This window comes from Empedobacter sp. UBA7620 (assembly GCF_002484185.1).
Taxonomy (GTDB): domain Bacteria; phylum Bacteroidota; class Bacteroidia; order Flavobacteriales; family Weeksellaceae; genus Empedobacter; species Empedobacter falsenii_C.
The window spans coordinates 52,208-75,440 of record NZ_DLJI01000047.1 but is presented as its reverse complement, the minus strand read 5'-3'; the positions used below and the strand labels follow the sequence as shown (position 1 = coordinate 75,440).

19 protein-coding genes are annotated in these 23,233 nt (G+C 31.5%); 7 read left to right on the top strand and 12 right to left on the bottom strand.

Annotated elements, in window-relative coordinates; genetic code table 11:
- Positions 1–22 precede the first annotated feature (22 nt).
- Both B2217_RS11860 and B2217_RS11855 read right to left on the bottom strand, forming a co-directional pair.
- Complete coding sequence (locus B2217_RS11860) at positions 23–2,422, bottom strand: 3-hydroxyacyl-CoA dehydrogenase/enoyl-CoA hydratase family protein (protein ID WP_180905988.1); 2,400 nt, start codon at positions 2,420–2,422, stop codon at positions 23–25.
- Complete coding sequence (locus B2217_RS11855; protein WP_038336958.1) at positions 2,406–2,867, bottom strand: MarR family winged helix-turn-helix transcriptional regulator; 462 nt, start codon at positions 2,865–2,867, stop codon at positions 2,406–2,408. The genes B2217_RS11860 and B2217_RS11855 overlap by 17 nt, the downstream gene beginning before the upstream one ends.
- 325 nt (positions 2,868–3,192) lie before the next feature.
- On the opposite strand from B2217_RS11855, the gene B2217_RS11850 reads away from it, so the two are divergent.
- Together B2217_RS11850 and B2217_RS11845 are read left to right on the top strand one after the other, a co-directional pair.
- Positions 3,193–5,142, top strand: a complete 1,950-nt coding sequence (locus B2217_RS11850; protein WP_180905987.1) for a KUP/HAK/KT family potassium transporter — start codon at positions 3,193–3,195, stop codon at positions 5,140–5,142.
- A 129-nt stretch (positions 5,143–5,271) separates the two neighbouring features.
- Positions 5,272–5,598 (top strand): YegP family protein, encoded by a 327-nt coding sequence (locus tag B2217_RS11845; RefSeq protein ID WP_114999163.1) that lies wholly within the window; start codon positions 5,272–5,274, stop codon positions 5,596–5,598.
- Between the two features lie 109 nt (positions 5,599–5,707).
- Here B2217_RS11845 and B2217_RS11840 read toward each other — a convergent pair whose 3' ends face one another.
- Positions 5,708–6,172 (bottom strand): Dps family protein, encoded by a 465-nt coding sequence (locus B2217_RS11840; protein ID WP_114999161.1) that lies wholly within the window; start codon positions 6,170–6,172, stop codon positions 5,708–5,710.
- 252 nt (positions 6,173–6,424) lie between these two features.
- Here B2217_RS11840 and B2217_RS11835 point away from each other — a divergent pair, with 252 nt between their 5' ends.
- Positions 6,425–6,961: a hypothetical protein gene (locus B2217_RS11835; RefSeq protein WP_180905986.1), complete on the top strand. Its 537-nt coding sequence runs from the start codon at positions 6,425–6,427 to the stop codon at positions 6,959–6,961.
- Between the two features lie 45 nt (positions 6,962–7,006).
- Here the strand turns inward: B2217_RS11835 and uvrA are convergent, their stop codons facing one another.
- Positions 7,007–9,832 (bottom strand): excinuclease ABC subunit UvrA, encoded by a 2,826-nt coding sequence (gene uvrA, locus B2217_RS11830; RefSeq protein ID WP_180905985.1) that lies wholly within the window; start codon positions 9,830–9,832, stop codon positions 7,007–7,009.
- An 86-nt stretch (positions 9,833–9,918) separates the two neighbouring features.
- On the bottom strand, positions 9,919–10,956 hold the full coding sequence (locus B2217_RS11825; protein WP_180905984.1) for a GyrI-like domain-containing protein: 1,038 nt from the start codon (positions 10,954–10,956) through the stop codon (positions 9,919–9,921).
- Between the two features lie 104 nt (positions 10,957–11,060).
- Between B2217_RS11825 and B2217_RS11820 the strand changes: the two genes are divergently transcribed.
- Together B2217_RS11820 and gdhA are read left to right on the top strand one after the other, a co-directional pair.
- The gene (locus B2217_RS11820; RefSeq protein ID WP_180905983.1) at positions 11,061–11,651 is read left to right on the top strand and encodes a DUF937 domain-containing protein; all 591 of its coding nucleotides are present in this window, start codon (positions 11,061–11,063) and stop codon (positions 11,649–11,651) included.
- A 199-nt stretch (positions 11,652–11,850) separates the two neighbouring features.
- Positions 11,851–13,200: an NADP-specific glutamate dehydrogenase gene (gene gdhA, locus B2217_RS11815; protein ID WP_180905982.1), complete on the top strand. Its 1,350-nt coding sequence runs from the start codon at positions 11,851–11,853 to the stop codon at positions 13,198–13,200.
- 87 nt (positions 13,201–13,287) lie between these two features.
- Here the strand turns inward: gdhA and B2217_RS11810 are convergent, their stop codons facing one another.
- Both B2217_RS11810 and B2217_RS11805 read right to left on the bottom strand, forming a co-directional pair.
- On the bottom strand, positions 13,288–13,965 hold the full coding sequence (locus tag B2217_RS11810; protein WP_180905981.1) for a response regulator transcription factor: 678 nt from the start codon (positions 13,963–13,965) through the stop codon (positions 13,288–13,290).
- Positions 13,955–15,277, bottom strand: coding sequence for a sensor histidine kinase (locus tag B2217_RS11805; RefSeq protein WP_291122649.1), 1,323 nt, complete (start codon positions 15,275–15,277; stop codon positions 13,955–13,957). The genes B2217_RS11810 and B2217_RS11805 overlap by 11 nt, the downstream gene beginning before the upstream one ends.
- A 122-nt stretch (positions 15,278–15,399) precedes the next feature.
- Here B2217_RS11805 and B2217_RS11800 point away from each other — a divergent pair, with 122 nt between their 5' ends.
- Positions 15,400–17,766 carry an outer membrane beta-barrel family protein gene (locus B2217_RS11800; RefSeq protein ID WP_291122647.1) on the top strand — a complete coding sequence of 789 codons (2,367 nt, stop codon included), beginning with the start codon at positions 15,400–15,402 and terminating at the stop codon, positions 17,764–17,766.
- 49 nt (positions 17,767–17,815) lie between these two features.
- Positions 17,816–18,274, top strand: coding sequence for a GNAT family N-acetyltransferase (locus tag B2217_RS11795; RefSeq protein ID WP_286496093.1), 459 nt, complete (start codon positions 17,816–17,818; stop codon positions 18,272–18,274).
- 28 nt (positions 18,275–18,302) lie between these two features.
- On the opposite strand, the gene B2217_RS11790 is transcribed toward B2217_RS11795, so the two are convergent.
- The 5 genes from B2217_RS11790 to B2217_RS11770 all read right to left on the bottom strand — a co-directional run bounded on the left by B2217_RS11790 (position 18,303) and on the right by B2217_RS11770 (position 23,051).
- Entirely contained in the window at positions 18,303–18,479 is a 177-nt protein-coding gene (locus tag B2217_RS11790) for a hypothetical protein (RefSeq protein ID WP_286496092.1), read from the bottom strand.
- 17 nt (positions 18,480–18,496) lie between these two features.
- Positions 18,497–19,246: an SDR family NAD(P)-dependent oxidoreductase gene (locus B2217_RS11785; protein ID WP_219034947.1), complete on the bottom strand. Its 750-nt coding sequence runs from the start codon at positions 19,244–19,246 to the stop codon at positions 18,497–18,499.
- Positions 19,247–19,250: 4 nt separating this feature from the next.
- Positions 19,251–22,076: a hypothetical protein gene (locus B2217_RS11780; protein WP_291122645.1), complete on the bottom strand. Its 2,826-nt coding sequence runs from the start codon at positions 22,074–22,076 to the stop codon at positions 19,251–19,253.
- 63 nt (positions 22,077–22,139) lie between these two features.
- Complete coding sequence (locus tag B2217_RS11775; RefSeq protein ID WP_291122644.1) at positions 22,140–22,766, bottom strand: carbonic anhydrase; 627 nt, start codon at positions 22,764–22,766, stop codon at positions 22,140–22,142.
- Between the two features lie 6 nt (positions 22,767–22,772).
- Positions 22,773–23,051, bottom strand: coding sequence for a GNAT family N-acetyltransferase (locus B2217_RS11770; RefSeq protein ID WP_038337243.1), 279 nt, complete (start codon positions 23,049–23,051; stop codon positions 22,773–22,775).
- Positions 23,052–23,233: the final 182 nt, after the last annotated feature.

Genomic DNA, 23,233 nt, shown 5'->3' with positions numbered 1-23,233 from the left:
CTAAAATCTCAATACTACAATTTTAATTACGCAACGGTTTACCTGTTTTTAACATATGCTGAATACGCTCTAATGTTTTTCTTTCTCCACAAAGAGATAAGAATGTTTCGCGCTCTAAGTCTAACAAGTATTGTTCTGAAACATAAGTTGATTCAGATAAATTACCACCTGTCATTACATATCCTAATTTATTCGCAATTAAACGATCATGATCCGAAGCAAAACGTCCAGCAACCATAGAATCTGTTCCGACATAGAACATACCCATCGCTTCTTTTCCTAACACTTCTACTTTACGTTGAATTGGTTGCGTGTAACCTGCTTCTGCCAAAACAATTGCGTGTTTCTTCGCTTCTGCAATTTGACGTTCTGCATTTACCACTACAATATCTTGCTCACGAATAATTCCCATATTCTTCGCTTCATAAGCTGAAGTCGCCACTTTCGCAGTTGCGATATTCATGAAATTGTCACGTAAATGATTTACTTTCACATCATCTTTTAAAGCAAATTCAGTTGCACGGCGCGCAAATTCTTTGGAACCTCCACCACCTGGGATTAATCCAACTCCAACCTCAACCAAACCAATGTAAGTTTCGGCAGCAGCTACAATTTTATCCGCATGCATTGACATTTCGCAACCTCCACCAAGCGTCATTCCGTGAGGAGCAACAACAACTGGAATAGATGAATAACGAACACGCATCATCGTATCTTGGAACATTTTGATTGCCATGTTCAATTCCCACCAATCTTGTTCTGCAGCCATCATCATAATCATGGCTAAATTAGCTCCAACAGAGAAATTGTCTCCTTCGTTTCCAATTACAACTCCACGATAATCTTTTTCTGCTAACTCGATTCCTTTATTGATTCCTTGTAAAACTCCACCTCCAAGAGAATTCATTTTAGAACGGAACTCAATATTGATGATTCCATCACCTAAATCTTGAATAGATGTTTCTTTATTTGACCAAATCTCATTCGTTTTTCTGATGTTATCTAAAACAATAAATGCATCTTGACCAGGAATTAATTCGAATTGTTTTGATGATTGATTATAGAATAATTTCTTACCGTTTTCGATTTTATAAAAAGAATCTGCACCAGTTGCTGCTAATTCTTTTACCCAATCCGAAACCTTGAAACCTTCTGACTCTACTAATTGAATTCCGTTTTGTAATCCAACCAAATCCCATGTTTCAAATGGACCATATTTCCAAGCGTAACCTGTTTTTAAAGCATCATCAATTGGATAAAGTACATCTGTAATTTCTGGAACACGTTGAGAAACATAAGCGAATAATGAAGCAAAATGTTTGCGGATTAATTCTCCAGCTTTACCAGAATCTTTTAATAAAACACCTAATTTATTACGCATAGATACAGCATTTTTAGCTGTTTCTACTGCTGTAACTTTTGCACGTTCCATTGGGCGATACTCTAACGTATCAAGATTTAAGGCAAAACGATTGGTATTTCCTTCTTTATCAATTTCTTTATAATAGAAACCTTTTTTTGTTTTATCTCCTAAGAATTTATTCTCGATTAAGAAATCCAAGAATTTTGAATCTTTCAAACCTTGAATCATTTCGTCATTTGGCGCATTTTGCTGTAAACCTTTTGTTACATTATATGCTGTATCCAAACCAACCAAATCACCCAATTTGAATGTTCCCGTTTTTGGACGACCTAAAATAGAACCTGTTAACGTATCAACTTCCTCAATCGTTAATCCAATTTCTTGCGCCAATTCCATCACTTTCGCCATCGAATAAACTCCTACTCTATTCCCAATAAAACCTGGGGTATCCTTACATAAAACTGGTGTTTTACCTAAGAATAGTGAGGCATAATTTTGGAAAAACTCAACAACAGATTTATCTGTTTGAGGAGTTGGAATAATTTCGAATAACTTTAAGTAACGTGGTGGATTGAAGAAATGCGTTCCGCAGAAATGTTTCTGAAAATCTTCTGAACGACCTTCAACCATCAAATGAATTGGAATACCAGAAGTATTAGAAGTGACTAAAGTTCCTGGTTTACGGAAGTTATCTACACGTTCGAAAATTGATTGTTTAATATCCAATCTTTCGATCACAACCTCTATTACCCAATCCGAGTTTTTAATCTTCTCGAAATCATCATCAAAATTCCCTACAGTTATACGAGAAGCAAATGCTTTGTCATAAATTGGTGAAGGATTGCTTTTTAAAGCAGCATCTAAGTGATTTTGAGCAGTTCTGTTACGAACTACTTTACTCTCTAAAGTAAGTCCTTTCGCTTGCTCTTGTGGTGTAAGCTCGCGAGGAACCATATCTAACATCAAGACTTCGACTCCGATATTTGCAAAATGACATGCAATACCAGAACCCATCACTCCTGATCCTAATACAGTTACGTGTTTAACGTGTCTTCTCATAATTGTTTTTAAATATTTTTTTGTCCGATATTAATTGGTTAATCTTATAAATCACTTCCAAGAAAATTTGCATTTTCTCTGGATCAATATGATTATTAATTGATTCATTAAATTGCAAAACAAAATGTTTTGAAATATCTCTCATTCTTAATCCTTCTTCAGTCAAAGTAATCAACACACTTCGTCCATCTTCTGGATTTGGTTTTCGAACGATAAAATTTCTTGCTTCTAAGTTTTTTAATGTTCTCGACAAGCTTGTTGGCTCTATTCCCATCTTTGGTCCTAGCGACGTACTTGGCGTACCTCCTTTCGGATCTATTGATAATAATGTAAAGGCATACACCATTGTGGAATCGTAAGCGCCTGCTTGCTCATTATACATTTTCTGAACTGACAACCATGTTGAACGCAATAAATAATCTATCGTTAAATCTTCTCTTAACATATTTTAGTGTATGTCTAACAAATATAATCTTTTTTTATTATGCAAGCATAACAAAGTTTTAAAATTTAATTTTGTTTAACAAATAATGATTCAATTTACTATTTATCAATGAAATGTAACTTTAAATTATGATTAATAAAATAAATAGTATGATTAAATAATACTTAAATTTATTCCATTAATAAAAAACTGACTGTAGTAGTGTAAAAATACGTCATATTTAGTATCGAAAATAAATATAATGTTGGTTTTATATTATAAATAAATAAGATTGTTTAATCTCTTTTCAACGGCATACATTCGTAGAAATTTTAAAATACTGCTTATGAAATCAAACCATACGATGAACAAAGTAACAGCGGCAACGCTATTAATCGCATTTGGAATCATTTACGGTGATATTGGAACAAGTCCTTTATATGTAATGAAAGCGATAATTGGCGAGACTCGCGTGATTGAAGAGAGCATTGTCTACGGAGGCGTATCATGTGTTTTTTGGACTTTGTGTTTTCAGACTTCTATCAAATATGTATGGTTGACACTAAAAGCGGATAATGATGGCGAAGGAGGAATTTTTTCTTTGTATTCATTAATCAAGAAAAAAGGTAAAAACCTAATTATTCCAACCATCATTGGAGCTTCTGCTTTGCTCGCCGATGGAATTATCACTCCCCCCGTTTCCGTCTCTTCCGCTGTTGAAGGACTACGAATGCTAAACGGACTCGAAAATCTACCTACCATACCTATTGTAATCTTCATCCTTTCGATGTTATTTTTCTTTCAACGATTTGGAACAAATAAAGTAGGAAAAATATTTGGACCATTTATGGTTTTATGGTTTACAATGCTTCTAGGCTTAGGAGTTTTACATATTGTACATCATCCAAGTATTATCAAAGCATTAAATCCTTATTATGCGTATAACTTATTGATGAATTATCCTCACGGATTCTGGATTCTTGGCGCTGTATTCTTATGCACAACAGGTGCTGAGGCATTATACTCCGATTTAGGACATTGCGGACGAAAAAATATTAGAATTAGTTGGTTGTACGTTAAAATCTGTTTAGTAACAAACTATTTGGGACAAGCAGCTTGGTTAATGCACCAAGACAATCCTATGTTAGATGGTAGAAATCCTTTCTACGAAATGATGCCAGATTGGTTCTTGATCCCTGGAATTTGTATTGCCACAGGTGCAGCTATTATTGCGTCACAAGCTTTGATTACAGGATCTTTTACCTTAATCAATGAAGCTATCAACTTAGGTTTCTGGCCAAGAACATTAATTATTCAACCAAACGAGCACAAAAGCCAAGTTTACATTCCTACAATCAATTTTATGTTATGGGCTGGCTGTGTCTTTATTGTCTTATATTTCCGAGATTCGTCCCATATGGAAGCCGCCTACGGACTTGCTATTACAGTTACCATGTTAATGACGACCTTCTTGTTATCCTATTATCTTAATTATTACACAAAGTTCAACAAAGTATTTATTGTGGCAATTTTGTCTATTTTCGTAGCAATAGAATCTTCATTTTTCGTAGCAAATGTTGTCAAATTTGTTGATGGTGGATATTTAGCTTTATTAATGGGATGGCTGTTCTTCATAATAATGTATTGTAGTTTTTACGGAAAAATCCTTAATTCAAGAAACTTAGAATTCGTTAAAATAAAGCGCTACGCGAATGTGTTAACAGAATTGAGCGAAGATAAAACAATCAATAAATATTCGACTTTCTTGTTTTACTTAACGAAATCTACGAATCCGAAAAATATCGAGAAATATAGTATTCAATCTATTTTATCAAAACGTCCAAAACGTGCAGATGTCTATTGGTTTGTAAACATTAACCGAGATAGTGAACCTTATACGTTGAGCTATAAAATATTGCCAATTGTTGATCAAAAAATATATCGAATTACATTTAATGTAGGATTTAGAGTTCAACCAAAAACAGAACAGTATATCAAAAAAGTAATCAATGATATGTATGCAAATGGAGAATTAGAGTTAAAATATCTGAGTACATGTTTGAAAAAATACAATCAAGATCCTGATATGAAATTTGTTTTGATTGAAAAATTCCCTTCAATTGAAACCAAATTAAGTATGAAAGAATTTTTCACGCTAAAAGTTTATTATTTATTAAAGAAAATAGAGTTCAATATTCCGAAATCTTTTGGTCTAGAGAAGAACGACGTTGTTGTAGAACACATTCCTCTTTATATGCACAAACATAATATTGACGATTTAAAAAGAATTCAATAAAAGAATAGAAATCCTGAAAATAATTTTTCAGGATTTTTTTTGTAAATATTTTATAGATTGATAATTATCAAATAATTTTTATAAATTTATATCAATCAACAAGATAAAATATTTATAAAAAATTAAATTATGTTCGAAATTTATCAAGACAAAGCAGGAGAATATCGTTTTCGTTTGAAAGCTAAAAATGGACAAAATATTTTAGCAAGCGAAGGTTATAAACAAAAAGCAAGCTGCGAAAATGGAATTGAATCTGTTCGCAAAAATTCTCAAGATGATTCTAAATACGAATTAAAAGAAGGTTCTTCGGGTAAATGGCATTTCAATTTAAAGGCAACAAATGGTCAAGTAATTGGAACAAGCCAATCGTACGAAACTGAATCTGGCGCTAAAAATGGAATTGCTTCTGTAAAAACAAACGCTGCTGATGCAGAAGTAAAAGAAGTAGAAGGTTAATTACAAACCGTTATAAAAAGCTGAAGCCTTGGATAAATCCAAGGCTCAACCTAATTAACACTAATATGAATTAACACTAAAAACTTATGAAGTAAAATAATGTTCAACTTTATTTTAGATGCGATCTAAGCATCCAAGCAGTTTTTTGATGTTGTTCTAATAAACCAACTAAGAAATCCGAAGTTGAAATATCATGAAACTCATCAATTTCTACTACAGCCTGTGCCAAAAAGTCAATAATAACTTCGTGATCGTGTAGTAAATCAGCAATAAAACTTAAACTATCTTTGTTTTCAGTTTTTCTTGTTTCTGATAAGTGAGCTAACTGCAAATACTCTGCCATAGTTGCTGGTGCATAAACATCTTTTTGACGAATTTTTTCTGCAACATCATCTATAACAATTTGTAACTCGTTATATAACGATTCAAAATACACATGTATTGTCTGAAAATCAGGACCTTCTACATTCCAATGTGCATTTCTTGTTTTTAAGTATAAAATATGTTCATCAGCTAATAATTTAATTAAAATATCAGCGATTTTTTGTTTTTTTTCTGGCGATAATAATTTCATATGATTAAATTTTATATTGTCTATTTGATTAACTTTACTAATGCAAATATAGAACCAGAAAACGAATGAATTATAGATTTATCAAATCTTATTTCTATTCTTTTATAATTAAAAACTATGAACGACTCGAATTAACTTAAAATAAATAATGATGTTTACTTAAAAACAGAATTACTATTTTTGATGAGACAAATTTATAGTGGTTTTTTCAATTAGAGCCATTTTTAAAAGTTAAAAATTAATTAAATTTCTATGAAAAAGTTTCTTTTATTTATCATTTCTTTAACCCTAAGCTATACTGCTTTTTCTCAAATTAATCAAAATCAAACGCTTAATAATAATTGGCGTTTTGGAGGTGGTTTGGGACTATCTTTTGGGAATAATAGTTATTTTGGGTTTAATATTTCTCCAAGTGTTGGATATATGGTTGCAAACAATTTAGAATTGGGTGCGACAGCAGGTTATCAGTATGCGAAAGATGACTATGTAAAGCAAAATTTGTTTAATGTTGGTCCTTACATTAACTTTTTTCCAATCGAGAACATTTTCTTGAGAGCCAACTATATGTACTACACAGGAAAACAAAAGTACAACGATCGTACGCCATATTACAACAGTATTTATGAAACTGACATGGACGAATCTGCGTTATGGTTGGGAGCTGGATATCAATCGAATGGACCAGTAAGATTTCAAGCTGGCGTGATGTACAATGTTTTATATAAAGAAAACGAAAGTATATTTTCTTCAGGATTACAACCTTTTATGGGTGTTTCAATCGGATTATAAGTCATAAAAAAATCCATCTAAAAATTTTTAGATGGATTTTTTTATTTATTTCAATTCGTCTGTCAAGAATTTTCCTGTCACACTTTTCGGATTCTTAATGATTTCTTCTGGCGTTCCTTCTGCCACAATTTTTCCACCTTTGCTCCCTCCGTCTGGACCAATATCAATCACATAATCAGCTAATTTTATCACATCCAAATTATGTTCGATAATGATAACAGTATTTCCAAATTCTACAATTTTATTGATTACTTTCATCAGCACATTAACATCTTCAAAATGCAAACCTGTTGTGGGTTCATCTAAAATATAAATTGTTTTTCCTGTTTGTTTTTTAGCCAATTCTGTTGCTAATTTCACACGTTGCGCCTCTCCTCCACTCAATGTTGTCGACTGCTGCCCAAGCGTAATGTAACCCAAACCTACATCTTGCAACATTTTGACATAACGATATATTTTCGGAATCGCTTCAAAGAATTCTACCGCTTCATTTACCGTCATTTCTAACACATCCGAAATCGATTTTCCTTTGTAACGAACCTCCAACGTCTCACGATTAAAACGTTTACCATTACATGTTTCACATTCGACATGAATATCAGGTAAGAAATTCATTTCAATCACACGCAAACCTGCTCCTTGACAAGTTTCACAACGCCCACCTTTTACATTAAATGAAAAACGTCCAGGCTTGTAACCTCTAATTTTGGCTTCAGGTAAATTTGTAAACAACGTACGAATATCAGAGAAAATTCCCGTATAAGTCGCAGGATTAGAACGAGGCGTACGACCAATTGGCGATTGATCCACTTCGATTACTTTATCCAAATGTTCTAAACCTTCGATTTTTTTATAAGGCATCGGATCTTTTTCTGCTCTAAAGAAATGTTGATTCAGAATTCTGTACAATGTTTCATTAATCAATGTTGATTTTCCAGAACCTGAAACCCCTGAAACCACAACCAATTCACCCAAAGGAATAGTAAGATTTACATTTTTTAGATTATTTCCAGATGCACCAAAAAGTTTCAATTCTAATCCATTACCTTTTCTTCGTTCTTTTGGAATTTCGATTTGTAACTGATTGTTTAAGTATTTTGATGTTAATGTATTTGATTTCAACATTTGTTCCGGTTCACCTTCCCAAACAATTTGACCACCATTTTTTCCTGCCTTTGGTCCAACATCAACCACATAATCCGATTCTAAGATCATGTCTTTGTCGTGTTCTACAACCAAAACTGAATTTCCTATATCGCGTAATTTCTTCAACGAATCAATCAATCTGACATTATCGCGTTGATGTAAACCAATACTTGGCTCATCTAAAATATACAACACATTTACCAGTTGAGAACCAATTTGAGTTGCCAAACGAATTCGCTGCGCTTCGCCTCCAGAAAGGGTTCTCGAAGAACGATTAAGACTCAAATAATCTAATCCGACGTCTAATAAAAAAGATAAACGCGTATAAATTTCTTTCAGAATCTCGTGCGCAATTTGTTGTTGATTCGACGTCATCGAAACTGGCGCATTTTCAATCCATTTTTGCAACGATTGAAGATCCATTTCCGCAACTTCTCCAATGTTTTTACTGTCAATTCGGAAGAAAAGCGATTCTTTTTTAAGGCGTTTTCCTTCGCAAGTTGGACAAATAACTTTCTTTCCAAACTTTTTGCTAATCGAACTTGAAGACGGATTATTTTTATCTTCCATTATTTCAGAAAGAAATTCATTCAATCCTTCAAAATCGATTTTATATGTTTTTTTGACTGATGCAAATTTAAGATCGACATTCAAAGTTTCTTTCAAACCATTCATTACATCATCAATTAATGCTTGAGGAAGTTTTTTGAATGCTACTTTTTGGTCTACATTATGTTTGACAAAAATCGCTTCCAATTGTTTTTCTATTCGAGAAGATGATTTTAGCGCTTCAAATAATTCTTCCAAATTATCAAACAACGATTTTTCGCTATCTTGAAATAATTTTTCGTGATTAACCACTTTCAACTCGCCTAAACCTGTACAAGTTGGACAAGCTCCTTTTGGCGAATTGAACGAAAATGTATTCGGTTCTGGCAACGCATATGACATTCCTGTCGATGGACACATTAATGAACGAGAAAAGAATTTGGTTTCATTGGTTTCGTAATCCAAAATCATCGTAATTCCATTTCCTTGATGCATTGCATGATCGATACTTGAACGCAAACGTTGATCATTCACCTTATCATTCAGCAACATTTTATCCACCATCAATTCAATATCATGCGTTTTGTAACGATCTAACATCATTCCTGGTGCAATATCTTTCAACTCGCCATCAATACGCATTTCAAGAAAACCTTTTTTAGAATATGTCACAAAAACCTCTCGATAATGACCTTTTCTTGAACGTACAATTGGTGCTAAAATTGCAATTTTCTTTCCGCTGTATTGTGCACGGATCAACTCAATGATTTGCTCTTCTGTGTAAGCAATCATTTGTTCGTTTGTTTCAACAGAGAAAGCCGTAGAAGCACGCGCATACAACAAACGAAGAAAATCATAAATTTCTGTAATTGTACCAACAGTAGAACGCGGATTTTTATTGGTCGTTTTTTGCTCAATTGCAATAACTGGTGACAAACCATCAATTTTATCAACATCTGGACGTTCCAAACCACCTAAAAATTGACGCGCATAAGCCGAAAAAGTTTCGATATAACGACGTTGTCCTTCTGCATAAATCGTATCAAAAGCCAACGAAGATTTTCCACTTCCACTTAAACCCGTGATTACCACAAGCTCGTTTCGAGGAATCTTTACATCAATATTTTTTAGATTATGTTCACGTGCACCGTAAACTTCAATAAAATCTTTGTCCATGTTCGTTTGTAAGAAGTTGCAAAAATACAAAAAAAGCCACATTTCTGTGGCTAAGTGTACTTTAAAAATTGTTAATTCTTAAGTATTTATTGTTTTTTAATTGGAATATAAATTCGAGAAATTAGTTTTAAACTATCAGTTTCCTTCGGATCGTTTAACATAATTTCTAATTGCTTTGTATCCAATTGTAGTTTTTTCGATTTTGCATAATTCTTCATTTTTTCGATTGTTTGTGCACGTTTAGAACGAGGTCCTAAATGCAATGTTAACAAATAATCTCCACCAGGAACAACCACTTTTTTCATCTCTTTTTGTAAAGGCAAATCTTCTATTAATTGTATTCCTGCAAAAAATGTTGTTTTATCTTTTTCTTTATCAAAATCAGTAAAATAGACATATGGGAAACCTAAATCGAAATCAAAACCACCTTCATCTTTATTCATTAATGATTTATAAATCACCTCAAAAGCGCCATCCACTTTATCCATTATATCTTTTTCTGCTAAACTTGACTGCTTACGAATTGCTAATAAATTTGTTCGACCTAATTCTACAATTCGATATTCACCATAATTCAATCGACCTTCTTTTTGATCCTTATCTAATCTAACTTTCACTTTTTGATTGAGGTTATCCAAAGATTTTTCAAATTTAGATTCAGGATTTTTGAAAAAAGCAAAATAGCGGTAGAAATAAGGAATTTCTTGACTTAAATAATTCAATTTTGCAGTTGTTTTTCCATTTTCTTGTTGTTCAAATTTAACATTAAGACTATCTAATTTTTCCCAACCATCATATTTTATCGTATAATTAACGAAACGATTTATCGAAAAATTTTCAATCGTTACTTTTCCAGAAGCAATTGAAGCATCTTCAGAATCCCAAATCATATAATTTTCGTCCTCTTCTTTTGTATTAGAAAATTTCTTGATTGTCAAAGAATCCGCAGCTGTAAATTGTTGCCATTTCGAAAATTGACGAAGATTATAAAATTCGTCGTACACCAAACCAACAGGGGCATCAAATTCATATTGCATTTCTTCATCGAAACGACTTGGTAAAACGATTGGCAATAAAGCCAAAACCGCAATAATGATTACTAAAAAAAGATTTATTTGTTTCATTTACAAAATTGATTGTACAAAAATAGAAATACTTTGTAGGACTCTTAATATTAATCTGAATTAATCTGTTAAAAATAGTATATTTGAGTAAATAATATAAACTTATGGACTTTACAAATTTAATTCAGGGTGCAATGGGACAACAAATTGTTGGTTCTGCTGCAAAACAATTAGGGATTAATGAATCTCAAGCTCAAACTGCTGTTGCAGCAGCTGTACCTTTTTTATTGTCTGCTTTAAATAAAAATGCACAAGGCGGAGGTGCTGAAGGAATTTCGAATGCTTTAAATCAACATGACGGGAGCATTTTGGATAATCTTTCTGGATTTTTAGGTCAAGGAGGAAATCAACAAGATGGATTAGGAATTTTAGGTCACGTTTTAGGAAATAAACAACAAAATGTAGAATCTGCAATTTCTCAACAATCTGGATTGAATACAGCACAAGTTACTCAAATTTTAGCGTTAGTTGCACCAATTGTAATGGGCTATTTGGGTAAACAAAAACAGTCTGCTGGATTAGATTCAAATGGAATTGCTGGTTTATTAGGCGGTTTAGTTGGTGGTTCTACAACTCAAACAAACCAAAGTGGAGTAAATTTAGGTGGTTTCGAAAAATTGTTAGACCAAGATGGTGACGGACAATTAGGAATTGGAGATGCTATGAGTTTATTGGGTGGATTTTTCAAAAAATAAGCCTTGTCTTAAACTGAATAAAAATACAAAATTTATTAAGCAGGAAATTTTCCTGCTTTTTTTGTTTCAAAAATTATCAACCTAAAGATTCTGAGTAGTCAAAATTATCAACTTCATAAATATTAAAAGTTTACTTTAAAAAATATGTTATTTTTTTTATTGTTAATTGTAATTTTATCAATAATCAAACACAAATAACATGGATACTTTATTTTACTCAGAAAAATTCATTCAAAGAATTAAATCAAAAAACCCAAACGAAAAAGAATTTTTACAAGCAGTTGAAGAAGTTTCCGAAACCATTTTACCATTTGTAGAAGAAAATCCTAAATACAAGAAATTCAAAATTCTTGAAAGAATTGCAGAACCAGAACGCATTATTCAGTTTAGAGTAACTTGGGTTGATGACAAAGGCGAAATCCAAATCAACAAAGGTTATCGTGTACAAATGAATTCTGCGATTGGTCCTTACAAAGGCGGTTTGCGCTTTCATCCGTCTGTTAATTTATCTATTCTTAAATTCTTAGCTTTTGAACAAGTTTTCAAAAATAGCCTGACAACTTTACCTATGGGTGGCGGAAAAGGTGGTTCTGATTTTGATCCAAAAGGAAAATCTGACATGGAAATTATGCGCTTCTGCCAATCTTTTATGAGCGAATTATCTCGTCATATTGGTGCAGATGTAGATGTTCCCGCGGGTGATATTGGCGTTGGAGGACGAGAAATTGGTTATTTATTCGGTCAATACAAACGAATGCGAAACGAATTTACAGGTGTTTTAACTGGAAAAGGTTTGGAATATGGCGGTTCTTTGATTCGTCCTGAAGCAACTGGTTACGGTTTATTATATTTTGTAGAATGTATGCTAGCCGAAAAAAAAGAAACCTTAAAAGGTAAAACTGTTTCTATTTCTGGCTCTGGAAATGTTGCACAATATGCTGCTGAAAAGTCTCTGGAATTGGGTGCTAAAGTGGTAACACTTTCTGATTCTTCTGGATATATTTATGATGAAGATGGTTTTGACACAGAAAAATTAAAGGTCATTTTCAAAATTAAAAATGATAATTATGACAGAATCTCAAAGTATGTTGATTATTATCCAAACGCTAAATTTTTCTCTGACCAAAACCCTTGGAAAGTCCCTTGTGATATAGCTTTGCCATGTGCTACACAAAACGAATTGGATTTGCAAGATGCTCAAACTTTACATCTCAACGGATGCAAATTGGTTGCAGAAGGTGCAAATATGCCAACAACTCCCGAAGCGGTTCATTATTTTTTGGATCATCAAATTTTATACGGACCTGGTAAAGCTGCAAATGCCGGTGGTGTTGCGACTTCTGGATTAGAAATGTCTCAAAATTCGATTCGTCAAAATTGGAACAGAGAAAAAGTAGATTATCGATTAAAAGAAATTATGATCAAAATTCATCACCAATGTAAAAAATATGGAAAAGGTGAATTTCAAGAAAATATAAATTATTACAAAGGCGCTAATATAGCTGGTTTCGTAAAAGTTGCCGATGCTATGATTGCTCAAGGAATATAAAAATCCATTTATAAAATTCGGTTCCCTTTACTGAATTTAGAATTCAATTGTTTGTTATTAAAGCTGAACTTCTGTTCAGCTTTATTTTTAGAGAGGAAAATTAATTTTAAACCCAATTCCACGAACTGATTCAAATTTTATCGTTTCATCGTTCTGAAAATATTTGCGCAAACGTGTCATAAAAACATCCAAACTTCTACCCATAAAATAATCGTTTTCGCCCCAAATTTTTTCTAAAATCTCTTTACGGCTCACTAATTTTTGATTATTCTGAATCAAGAAACTCAACAATTCTGCTTCTTTTTCTGTTAACTGAAATTTTTCTTCTTGATAAGATAATTGCAATTGATTTGGATGAAAAACATAAGTTCCAATTTTAATCAATTCTTCTAAAACAGGTTGATTTCTTTTCAAAATATTTTTTATTCTCAAAACCAATTCTTCTGGATCGCAAGGTTTTGTGATGTAATCATCTGCACCTAATTTCAAACCTAAAACACGGTCAAAACTTTGCGCCTTAGCTGTCAAAAATAAATAGGGAATTGTAATGGTTTCGGCTAATTTTTTCGCTAAAGAAAAACCATCAATTTCTGGTAACATGACATCAAAAATGATTAATTGAGCTGATTTTAACAATTCTATTTCCTTCAATAATTTTTGCGGATGATCAAACCAAGTCACTTCAAAATCAGAAAATTCGAGATATTGTTTGAGAACTGTTCCCAAATCTTGATCATCTTCTACTAAAATTAATTTAGTTTTCATTCTGCAAAACGATTAAAAATTGAACACCTTTGTCTTTATTATTCTGAACGTTAATTGTTCCTAAATATCGTTCGATTGTATTCTTGACCAAAAATAATCCAACACCCAAACCGCTTACATTTTGGTTAATAGAACGATTCACACGATAATATTTATCAAAAATAAGAGGCAAATCATTGGTTGGAATTCCAATTCCATTATCCGAAAAATTCAATGTTATTTTTTTTTGAAATTTAAAATCTAATACAATTTCAGTAGCTCCATATTTGACTGAATTTTCAATTAAATTCTGAGCAATTTGTTTAAAATCGTTTGTTTTCAGTACATTATTTTTCTCGAAAATACTTTGATTAATAAGTTTAATTTCTGGATATTGAAGTTGAATCTTTTGGATAATTTCATTCAAAATAACCTCATCTAACAATTCAGAATTTTCGTCATTTTTTACAAAAATAGAATCAACAGTTTGCTCCAAACGATTAATTTGTCTGTTCATCATTTGTTGCGTTTCTGGATGTTGAACTTGATGCAAAGCAAATTTCATCGTCGTAATTGGCGTATTCAATTCATGCGCAATAGAGTCTATTGTCAAATGTAATTGATTGATTTTTTCTTCTTGTTTCGATAAATTTTTAAGACTTTTCCAATACAAAAAGACAATTAATCCAACAATCAACAAACTCACAATGATTAAAGGAATAATTTTCTTGAGAATTAAAAATTTCAAATTCAGTAATTCAAAATCTGTCTTTCCTCTAATTTTATATTTATGACGTTCATTTTTATTAATTCCTAAATCAGAATCTGTTTGATTACTAATATCATCCGATGACCAAACACTTTGATTAATATTAGTTGGTTTCGCAATTTTATTTGTCGTTTCGTAAATCACATACTTTTTCTTTGGCAATAATTCTTTATGATTCAATTCATCATAAACCGAATAAACATCTGTACGAAGCGCTATTTCAAAATTATTTTCCTTAGAATAAACGTCTAATAGAGAATCTACAATTGGCGTATAAATCTCATAATTATAATCTACTTTCGTTCGAATTATTTGTAATTCATCAAACTGTTTTTTTTCATCATGATTCAGTTTTTTGAAATAATCTAAAATCTTATCATCATTAGAATCTGTTTCATATTTTGACATAAAATTCATCACTTTAACTCCAATTTCACACGCCTCTTTATTCATATCTTTCTCAATCAATCGATACAAATTGTAGATATAATACCCTTGCAATGCAACCAAAACGATCAATGCAAAAGAGAAAATAAATGTATAATGTTTTTTAGATAATTTCATAAGCTTTCCATCAATTCAAAAATACATTGTTTTCGCACATAAATTACACATTAACTCATCGTTAACCGTTCATTAACCAAGTAAAATCGAAACTTGAAAGAGATTTGTTAAAAATCTGAACCATGAAAATAGTAATAACATTTTTTCTGCTACTTCCAAATTTAATTTTTGCACAAATTATTTCTGGAAAAATTATCGATGAGCAAAATCAACCAATCAAAAATAGTTCTATTGAAGTTGAAATTCCTTCACAAGATCCAATTGTAGCTGAATCGAATGAAAATGGCGAATTTAATTTTGAGCTTCATCAAGCACAATCATTTACAATTTACATTAAAGAATTTGGTTACCAAGAATTTGAAAAGACATATCAAGCTAACTCAGAAAACTCTTTGATTATTACGCTTCAAAAAGATGAAACAATTAACTTAAAAGACGTTGTTTTTTCTAGTCAAAAACCTTTGTTGAAACGAAAAATTGATCGAATAGAATTTAATGTCGAAAATACGCCTTTGCAAAATTTAAGTGCTTGGGATATCGTGAAAAACAAGCCAAATGTTCTTCTAAAAAATGAACAGTTAAGTGTGAGAGGAAATACGCAAATTTTAGTCACAATTAATGATAAAAAAACATTAATGTCCCAAGATGATTTGAAACAATTGTTGGAAAATACTGATGGTGCAACAGTTTCTTCGGTTGAAGTCATTACCAATCCGCCTGCAAAATATGAGGCTTCGGGAAGTGCGATTATTAACATTAAAATGAAGAAAAATGTACTTTCTGGTTACAAAGGACAAATTGCGACACGCTATCATCAATCGATTTATAGCAAAGGAATGTTGGGAACTTCGCAATCTTACAACACAGAAAAATGGCAATTGACAGGAAGTTATTATTTTGTGAATGGAAAATATATTCGCAAGAATTTTGATGTAACAATTTATGAAAAAGATCAAACACGCTGGGAAAGTGACATGATTCGTCGAACAGTTGCGAAACAACAACATATTTACAACTTTGCTTCTCAATATTCAATCGATAGTTTACAGAATTTTCAGTTTGGAATAAATGGTTCAAGAAATCCTGCATCAATTGGAAATTATAACGTTCCGACGAATATTTACAATACAACAAATAATCAACTTGAATCATTTTATAAAACACAAAATCATCGTCGCGAATCTTCAAATAATTTTAATACATATTTGGTTTATGACAAAAAATTTGGGCAACATAATTTGACGTGGAGCAACAATTTTAGTCATCGTTATTACAAAGAAAATCAAGATGTTTTAACAAAATTGAATTTCAAGGATAAACCTTATGAAGAAAATCGTTTTTTGAGCGCGGCACTTCAAAAATTGAATCTATTTTCTACACAAATTGATTATAGCTTGACCGAAGAAAATTATGGTTTGGAAGCTGGAGCGAAATATAGTTTTGTGAAGAATGATAATGATTTAGATTTCTTTGAGTCGATTCAAAATCAAATCGAATATCACCCCGAAAAAAGTAATATTTTTGATTACAAAGAACAGATTTTTGCGTTGTATATTTCTGGAAATTACAAATGGAAAAAATGGGAAGCAAAAGCTGGTTTGAGATCTGAAACAGCTCTTATAAATACGATTTCTGATAATCCAATTAACCAAAATAAACGAACAAATACCGATCTTTTTCCAACTTTATATGTACTATATAATTTTGAAAATGCTGGACAAATTGGTTTGAATTATGGAAAAAGAATTGATCGACCAGATTATAATTTCTTGAATCCTTCAAAATCATATTACAATCTGTTTTCTTATTTTCAGGGCGATGCCAATGCGATTTCTACGATTATCCACAATTTGAGTTTATCTTACACTTTGAAAGATTGGAATTTTGAAGCCTATTATCGATACGAGAAAAATCCAACGATGGAAATTTCTATTCAAAATCCTGAAACTTTCGAAACAGTTTATCATTTTACAAACATCAAAAATGGAGAAGCTTTTGGAGCAAATCTTTCGAAAAATTTTAATCTAAAATCGTGGTGGAAACTGAATTTATTTACAATGGGAGAATATAATCAAAACTATTATTTTGGGCCAGATAATCTGCAATACAAAAACGATGTCTTTTTTTATCACCTTTCATTGAGCACTCAATTGGATTTAGACAAAGCAAAAACATTTAATATTTCGGCTGGATATCAATATAATTCGAAGGCAATTCAAGGTTCGTTTGATATTAGTTCTTCTCAAAACACCTATTTGATTTTAAACAAAAAAATATGGGATAAACGTTTCGAAATTGGTTTAGTTTTCAATGATATTTTTAAAACCGATCGCAATACAATTTCCACGAAATACGCAAATCAAAATCAATATTTCAAAGATTATCGCGATACACAATACTTTATGTTGAATTTGAAATATAATTTCGGAAATCAGAAAGTAAAAGAAGCGAAACAAGCACAAAAAACAGCGGAACAAAATAGAATTTAGCGTTACAAAAAAAACTTAAGTTTTATTAAATTTGAGGAAAAGCAATAAAATGAATTCAGTAAAAATCATTCGAACAAATTCTTCTAACAAAGATTTTCAAGAATTGGTAACAGAATTAGATAAAGATTTAGCGATAAGAAATGGCGAATTTCATTCTTTCTTTTCGCAATACAATAAAGTTGACAAAATAAATCACGTTGCTATCGCCTATTTAAACGAAAATCCTGTTGGTTGTGGCGCTATAAAACATTATTATGATACAACGATGGAAGTGAAAAGAATGTATGTAAATCCTGATTTTAGAGGAAATAGAATTGCAGCTAAAGTTCTGAATGAGTTAGAAAATTGGGCAATCGAATTAAATTATGAACGATGTATTTTGGAAACCGGATTGAAACAACCCGAAGCAATCGCGTTGTATGAACGATGTGATTACACAAGAATCGAAAATTACGATCAATACAAAGACATCGAAGAAAGTGTTTGTTATGAAAAAATATTGAAATAGAAAAGCTGAGCGGTGCTCAGCTTTTTTATTATTTATTAGATTCTTTTACCATTTTGTTCATTTCGGATGCCGTAATTTCACCATCCATAATCATGTACATTTGTTGATCATCGCTGTTAATACTCATCAACACATTTTTAAAAACTTTCGCATTTGCATTTTCCGTTAAAAAGCGAATTTTACTTCCGTCCTTATTTATCGACATCAATTTTTCGAAATAGATTATTTTTTCAAGAAAACAGTTCCTCCAGCTTGCGCTTTTGGAAAAATTGTAACATCAGCAATTTGTACATGTTCTGGTTGTTGCAACAAATACTCTATTGCATTTGCAATATCCTCTCCAGCCAATGGTTCAAAACCTTTGTATACATTATCCGAAAGTTCTTGATTTCCTTTGAAACGAACCAAAGAAAATTCTGTTTCTACCGCTCCTGGCGCAATATTGGAAACTTTGATTCCGTAAGGTAACAAATCATAACGCATTCCTTTGCTTAACGATTCTACCGCCGCTTTCGACGCACAATATGTTCCTCCATTTGGATAAACTTCTTTTCCCGCAATCGAAGAAAGGTTGATGATATGCGCATTTGATGATTGTTTAAGAATTGGAATAATTGCTTTCGAAACGTAAATTAATCCTTTTACATTGATATCAATCATTGCTTCCAAATCCTCCAAATCAGCTGTATCAAAAGGTGCTAATCCGTGCGCATTTCCCGCATTATTGATTAAAACATCAATATTTTTCCACTCATTTTCTAAACTTTCTACTGCATTAAAAACAGCTTCCTTGTCTCGAACATCAAATTGAATGGTTTTTACTTCCGTAATTTGACTCAATTCTGCCTGAATTTCATCTAATCGTTCTTGACGACGCCCACACAAAATTAAACGATAATTTGGTGCTAATTTCTTTGCTGTCGCCATTCCTATGCCAGATGTTGCTCCGGTTATGAAGACTGTTCTTTTCATTTTCTTAAATAATTAAAAGTGCTTTTTTAAGACCGTCTAAGATACAAGCTAAAAAGAAATTAAAAAATGATTTATCCTGTTTTCGTTCGATATTTTCTACTTTTTCTTCTTTCATTTTTCCACGAGAATCATTCTTTACCGCTGCATTTCCAACTGCTGATAATAATTTCCTTTTCGAACCATCATCACGCAAAACATTCACTTTCAAATTTTGATAATCTATTCCAAAATTTCCTCCAGCAACTTTATCATTTCCATCAAAATTAAATTTTATTTGATTGAAAAATCCATCAACAGAAACCTTAAGATATGGTTTCACAAAAGGATCGAGATTTTTTGCAGGAAGTTTTGAAATTGAACCATTGATATTAAATTTCTCTGAACGATTCATTGGATTAAATGTCCAATTTGCACGCAAATCTCCATTCATAAATTCTGAATGCCAATCAACATCAACGTTTGGTAAAGATATTTTACGATAACCCGAATTGACATTTTTAACCCTTGCATTTATCGACGAAAACGTCAATTTTCCTGTTCCAATACTTTTAGCCGTTTCCTCTTCATATTCTAATTTAGAGTTGACCAATTGCAACTGTTTCACCCCTAAATCGAATTTCATTTCACGTAATTTTTGTGAAAACATTGTTTTACGTTTTGTGTCATCAGGTGGAACCAAACTTCTATAAATATTTGCATAAAGCTGGTTCAATTTTATTTGATTCGCTTTCAAGAAAAAATCTTTTGAAGGCGAAATTCCCCATTGTATACCGTTTCCTTGCAATTGTTTCACAGAAACAGTATACAAATCAGCTTGTTTTTGCAAAGATGCAGTATATGCTTTTCGAGTAAGTTTTGGTGTCAATTTTAATTGATTTAACGTCAAGTTTCCATTCTGAAATTGCAAAGCTCCAGTATTCATCTTATACGTTTTTCCTAAATCGAAATCAATTCCTGAAGATTTTAACAACACAGATTTATACGAAAATGGTATTGCTTCTTGAATTGTTTTTGGATCAACATTGATTTGATTAAACGCTAACTGAATTTGCTTCAACGTTAAATTCGGCGTTTTTTGTTGATAAGGAATCACATCCAAATGTCCATTTACCAACGAAATTTTATCAACTTTTATAACATCATTAAACTCTTTTGACGTTTTTCCTTCGCGCTGCGCCACTCGTCTTGGCTGTCCATAAATCGTAAATTTTGGATTTTTGAAAATTACATGATTGATATGAAGTTCTTTTTCATAATCATTTTTCAATCCTAAAACCGTCAAATTAACATTGTTAAAATCGAATTTTTGTGAAGCAATAAATCGAGATTGTTTAATTTGAATCGTATCAATTCCAAGATTAAAATTAATCAAGAATTTTTCTGTTACATTTTCAACTTTCTTCGCAATAACTTTTTCATTCTTTTGATCAATGATTTTCACATTTACCTCATCCAATTTGATTGAATTTGTATGAAAATAGAAATCACCATTTTTTATTCCCCAACTGTTATTATTTAACGACAAAATTGGTGCTTCGACATCTAATAATGTGTTTGATTTTGTATAATTTCGATTAAATTGATTTTTTGAAATTAATGGTTTCATTTTGAAATTTTTCAGAATCAATTTCTTTTCTGTCAAATCAAAATTAGATGCTGTTAACGTGTGCATTTCATTCAATCGATAATACATCGAATCCAACTTAATCCGGAAAGTTTTATAATCAATCGGAATATCATTTGTTCGCGTCAACGCATTCATTTTTATTCCTTCGATATTTAACGACACATTATTTATTGCATATTTTACCGTTTTTGCATTCGAGAAGAGTGAACGAATTTTACCATTTTCTATTTGTAATTTTTTGATATTAATTAACTCCGCATCTTCCGTTTTTATGCTTACTTTTTTAGTTGATTGTTTCTCAACTTTATTCTCAGGTTTGGCAGAAATAATGGCAATTTTTGGATTTTTGAATTTGATTAAATCTGTTTTAAAATATAATTTATCTTCTGAAGTAAATCCCCAATCCATCTTAGAAAGCGAAAGAAGTGGTGATTCAATATCCAATAAATCATTTTCAGAATCGTTTGGAACGTACATTTTTCCGTTCATTTTAAGCGGTTTCATCAAGAAATTATCCAACTCAAAATCAGTTTCATTAAAACGAACTTTTCGTGCTCTAATCAATTGTTGATCTTTTACCACAAAAAACATCGAATCTAATTTAATATCAAAAGCAGAATATCTGAACGGAATTTTTTTGTCCGCTGTTCGCTCATTGAAACGAACGCCATCAAAATCGATCGAAAAATTAGAAACATTTGCTATATGTTTCTTTCCTGATTGAGAATACAAATTAAACTCGCCATTGTTGATATTCACATTGGAAACATCTATACTTTGCCCAACTTTGGATTGTGCTGTATCTTTTTTGATCGAATCTTTTTTCTCTTTGAGATAATAATTTACAGAAGGATTATTGATGTTGATTGAATATGCTGCAACTTCTTTTTTGGTAATTAATTTTATAAAATTGATACCGACAACATTTATTTCTTTCACTTTTCCTGTTGCGTCAATCGAATCCTTTATTAACAACGAATCTTTTGGAGAAACTTCAACATTTTTTAGTGATAAAGACGAATTAAAAATAGAAAAGCTCAAATCTTCGTAAGTCAGATTATAAGCGGTATCGTTTTTTTCTGCAATGATTTTTGGAAGTCGATCATTCAGAAAATAGGAGATGTAAAAACTTAAAATAAAAAGTACCGCAATAATAGAAATTAAAGCGATACCGATTCTTTTTATCCAACGGTTGTTAATCATTGATATAGTTTGGTTAACAGTGTTAAAAACAATTATTATACCAAATATAACAAAATGTTAAATTTATTCGTTGATATCGTAAATTTCTTTGATATTTTCTAAGATTGTATCGAAGTTTAAATTCAAATCAATTAATTTTCCAGTAAACAAATCGAACACCCAACCATGTACTTCTAATCCATTTTCCATTGCACGTTGTACAAAAGGATTTTTTACCACATTTACACATTGTTCTTGTACATTTAGCTCTACCAAACGGTTGTAACGCATTCCTTCGTTTTCGATTGCATTCAATTCTTCTGAATGTAAACGATAAACATCACGAATATTACGCAACCAAGGATTCATCATTCCTAAATCTTTCGGAATCATTGCAGATTTAATCCCACCACAATTATAATGTCCACAAACTACAATATGTTTCACTTTTAGGTGTTCTACCGCATAGTCTAAAACAGAGGTGGTATTCATATCCAAACTAATTACCATATTCGCTATATTGCGGTGTACAAAAACCTCTCCTGGCTCTGCTCCCAACAACTCTTCTGCCGTCACACGACTATCCGAACAGCCAATATAAAGCACTTCTGGATTTTGACCAGCCGAAAGCTTATCAAAATATTGCTCGTCTTGCTCTAAACGTTTATTTACCCACTCTTGGTTGTGTTCAAAAACTTTTTCTAAATTCATAATTTTCTAAATTACATCTTGTACTTCTGGATGTTTACCAACATAAACGCTCACATAACTACAAAATGGAATGATTTTCAACTGATTTTTTCTTGCGTAATCTACAGCTTCTAACACTAACTTTTCGGCCAAACCTTGTCCTCTCAATTCGGGATTAACACCTGTATGATTAATCAACATTTGTTCTTCTTTCAGCATAAAAGTTAATTCACCAACTTCTTTATTATTCTCATCAAGAAGTATAAAAACTCCATTTTTTCCTTCTAAATTCAATTCAATTTTCATAGAATAGTATTTTAAATTCAAATTAATCTTTTTGGATGAGATTTGGTCAAAAAGATTTGTTAAAAGTCTCGATATACAAGACAAATTTACGGGTGAAAAGTTTTTAATTCAAAGAAAATTTAAACAAATAATAACAATCAATTTACAATCATCTTTCTGTTTGATAATCAACAACAAGCCAT